This is a genomic window from Desulfobacula sp. (assembly GCF_021107415.1).
The window spans coordinates 1-3,925 of record NZ_JAIOSW010000405.1 but is presented as its reverse complement, the minus strand read 5'-3'; the positions used below and the strand labels follow the sequence as shown (position 1 = coordinate 3,925).

Annotated in this window: 4 protein-coding genes; all 4 read left to right on the top strand. The window is 43.6% G+C overall.

Annotation, left to right across the window (positions count from 1 at the left end; genetic code table 11):
* Positions 1 to 250: 250 nt before the first annotated feature.
* The gene (locus K8S13_RS20510; RefSeq protein WP_291465521.1) at positions 251 to 1,762 is read left to right on the top strand and encodes a DUF917 family protein; all 1,512 of its coding nucleotides are present in this window, start codon (positions 251 to 253) and stop codon (positions 1,760 to 1,762) included.
* A gap of 250 nt (positions 1,763 to 2,012) precedes the next feature.
* Positions 2,013 to 2,585, top strand: coding sequence for a hypothetical protein (locus tag K8S13_RS20505; RefSeq protein WP_291465519.1), 573 nt, complete (start codon positions 2,013 to 2,015; stop codon positions 2,583 to 2,585).
* An 84-nt stretch (positions 2,586 to 2,669) separates the two neighbouring features.
* Entirely contained in the window at positions 2,670 to 3,320 is a 651-nt protein-coding gene (locus K8S13_RS20500; protein WP_291465517.1) for a hypothetical protein, read from the top strand.
* A 173-nt stretch (positions 3,321 to 3,493) separates the two neighbouring features.
* On the top strand, positions 3,494 to 3,925 hold a 432-nt coding region (locus K8S13_RS20495), incomplete at its 3' end, for a DEAD/DEAH box helicase (RefSeq protein WP_291465515.1).

Here is a 3,925-nt window from a genome sequence, read left to right as displayed (position 1 = left end):
GGACAAGCCGCAGATGTTCATGGTTAGCGGATAAATGATGCGTAGAGGTGAAATTATAGAAACCTTAAACAATATATGTAAATCGCAGTTGAAGGGATAACTAATGTCTTCCATAATTCAAAGAAAGATTAGGACGACGAATATGTAGAAGTGGAATTCCATGAAAGAGAAAAATATTGATCGGCGCAATAAATTAGAATGAAGAAGGAATCGCGAAGAGTTTGCTTTTTTTATAAATAAGGAGAAGAGTATGAGCAATCAATCAAACAGTAATTTTATCACTTATTCCTATAATGATTTATGTGATTTTATCGAAGGTGCAACGTTTTTTGCAACCGGCGGTGGTGGCCCCAAGGATGTTGCACATGATTTATTAATGGACAGTGGTATATTGTCTGTTGATGTTATTAACTCTTTGGATGTTTCAGATGATATGCAGCTCGCTTTTGTGGCTGAAGTGTTCGCCCCTTCTTCCATTGAGTTGAAAAAGGATTTCAAAGCGGCTGTATTGTCTTTTGAAGACCTTGTTAATCCTCCTGCTGGTACAGAAACCGGGGTTCTTCCTGGTGAGGTGGGTGCCATCAACAGTATTATTCCTGCCATTGTTGCAGCATTAAGCGGTGCATACCTTATTGCAGATACTCAGACAGATCGGGCATTGCCAACTCTGGATATGGGTTTATTCCAATTAAATGTGCCGTTTCTTCGCCTTGATATGCTCAACGATAACGGGGGAGTTGTAGCCCAAAATGAATACCCATCCACAGATCTTGATTCCATGTTACTAGAGGATGATGTGGAAACCGGAATGAAAGGCCATCCTGAATTGAACGGGGTGGGTGGTTTTGCAAGTTATCCCATATCGGGTAGTGAATTAAAGAGTTATTTTAACAATCGGCCAAGATTATTACTACCAAACACATTTGATTATGCCAAGCAGGTGGGTGAACAAATGCGTGGGCCTGACCATGTAAATCAAATTTTCGGGACCATACAAAATTGGATGGATTTGCTTTATAAGCCAGTTAACTACAAGCCATACAATTTATTTAAAGGCTATCTGACTGTGGCTGAGCAAATTCATGCGGAACAGGATCACGGCAGGGCAGATTTTATAAGTTCTGACCCTTCGAGATCTTTGGGAGCAAGGATTTATTATTCCAATGAAAACATGATTGCTTATTATACCCTTTGTATATTGGTCCGGGGTGAACCCCAGATCATTGAGCTTGGACCCATGGCTATTGGACCGGATGCAATCTGTTATCTGTTAACCGATACAAAGTTCGGATGCGGATATTCATTTACCAATGAGGCGTTTACCAATGATTATGGCCACCCTAATTTTTTCAGAACTCATGAGATCATGTTGGTTGGAATCCCTGAAGTGGCTTTAAGACGGTATGGTGATAAAAATATTATTGAAAACTTTAAAAGGGAAATAACAACAGCCAAAGAAGCTTTTGGGGGTACTTTTGATGGCGTCTATACTCCTATTGAAGATCTACAGGGACAGCAAGTTGGAATTGATATGCCTAGGAAAAAAAGAGCACTTGGCGGAGATTCTCATATCATTCTTTCAAGCCCTGTAGTCGGTGCGAAAATAGGATATACCCTTGATGGGTCAGAACCTGATCAGGATTCAAGTATCTACGATAAACCCATTCCCCTGTTAGAAGTGGCTGGAAAACAATTTAAGACCAATTTTTTTCATGAAACCGGACCAGGGATGACAGTGAGCGCGCAATTCCCTAAAATGTGAAAAGGGGTCAAAATTTGTGTTTGAGCGATGTTTGAAGGAAACTCAACAAGTAACATACTACGGATAAAACCGTAGATGTTAAAAGGTTATGTGCTCGATTTGATAAAACCATAAATGAAATAAGGGAATATGTTCAATGAGGTTTACTATGAGACTGTTAAAGAATCATTTTTTACTAATATCAATCTTGTTTTTTTCATTAGCAGGTTTGCAGGAAAGTCTGGCTAAGAGTTCAGAGGAAGAAAATATTTTGGGGCCACAATCAAAACAGGCCATAGGTGAACAGCACGTACTTGTACTTGCCGTTCGGTTTCCTGACGTAGAACCAAGTTTTCCTATAAAGCGAATTCGAAAAAAAGTGGTCAGAGGCCTTAACAAATATGTAAAAGAGCAATCGTATGGTTTGACATGGGTGAAGGCCGACTTTAGAGGGTGGATAATGCTTCCCGACCCGATTCGAAAATACAAGGTAAGCCCTTATAATTTTAAAGTTGATCGAACAAGGGTCAAAAAGCTTATTGAGGACTCCATGACGGCCGTTGAGAAAGAGGTGGATTTCTCCCGATACCAGCACATATTTGTCATACCCTGTGCCTTTACAACCCCTGGAAAGGGGTACGGAATGATCTGCTATTGTGCCAACCCTGGCATGCTTTCAGGTGTGAGAAAAAATATCAGGTATGTGCCGATGGAATCAAAAGGGGGCCAGACATTCCGGGGCGGCGTCTGTGTAGCGACCGAAAATGCTCATTTGGGTATGTTTGCCCATGATTTTTTCCATGCCCTCGGGGGGATATACAAAAACAGACGACTTATTCCATGACTGTACGACTTTGAGCGTCAGTCTGACGCTTCCAGACTTCCCAGTTTCGGGCATCATGCCATATATATGGGACCATGGGACATTATGTCTCACCATTTTATAGAAAAAACAAAGCCCCCTCAGGGTGTTTCTTCATTTACAAAAATCAGATTGGGTTGGATATCCCCGGACCAGGTATGTCTTGTTAAACCGGGCGGCACCCAGTGCGCTTTTCTGTCCCCACTTTCAAAAAAAGGCGAAACTCTGGCCGTCAAAATACCCTTAAAACGGAGATGGAGTGGTGGCTGGAGCCATTATTACCTGGTGGAAAATCGCCAACTCACTGGATATGACCGACTCCTGCCGGATAGCGGTATACTTGTACTAAAGGTAAATCTGGATGTTATGGAGGGTTCCGGCACAGTGAAGGTCATGGATGCCGATCCCGATTCCCCATATTTCTCACATGCCACATTCAGGCTGGATCGGAACAATAGAAATGCCTTTGTTGATAAAAAGAATAACGTAGCCATAATCCCCCTTTGGTCTGATAAAGAAAACCAGGGCGTTCTAATTACTACTCCTGAAAAGAGCTCCGATGCATTGAAAGCGGCTTTGATGATACAGAGACTCTTTCAACGCTTTCCTGAACCGAGAGGGAAGGAAGCAGGGAAATCCATAGAAGAGTGCATTGTGTCTTTTAAGAGGTCTGATTTTAAGGCATGCTGTCAAGTAGCTCAGCAGGCGCTTAACTAATCAGTGCAGTGGATAGCCAAGGCCGAACCGTTACGAAAAGTCCAAGAATCTTCAACATTATTTTATTGTATGCCTATGATTCGCCTGCTACATTTATAAGTCAAACACCGCTGGGTGTGATAAAAAAACATAAAAGGCCTTGCAGGGCCTGTATTCAATAAAGAAGGGGTCTCATGAGTGCTTTTACCGCGTTACCATTAACCAAACCAATGATCGAAAATCTGGAGACCCTGGGATACCAGGAGATGACTCCGGTCCAGGCGGGGAGTTTGCCCCATGTGCTTAAAGGGGAGGACCTGCTGGCCCAGGCCAAGACAGGGAGCGGGAAGACTGCAGCCTTTGGCATCGGCTTGCTGCACAACCTGAATGTGAAGCGCTTCAGGGTGCAGGCCCTGGTGATGTGTCCCACCCGCGAGCTGGCAGAGCAGGTGGCCGGTGAGCTGCGGCGCATAGCCCGGTTCAAACACAATATCAAGATTGTAACCATCTGCGGCGGGGTGCCCTTCCTGCCCCAGCAGATCTCTCTGGAGCATCAGGGACATATTGTGGTGGGAACTCCCGGGCGCATTGAACAGCATTTAAAGCGCGGAACAATGAACCTTGAT

Coding starts and splice junctions, on each gene's coding strand:
- K8S13_RS20510 (WP_291465521.1), top strand. CDS start 251: ATGAGCAATCAATCAAACAGTAATTTTATCACTTATTCCTATAATGAT.
- K8S13_RS20500 (WP_291465517.1), top strand. CDS start 2,670: ATGTCTCACCATTTTATAGAAAAAACAAAGCCCCCTCAGGGTGTTTCT.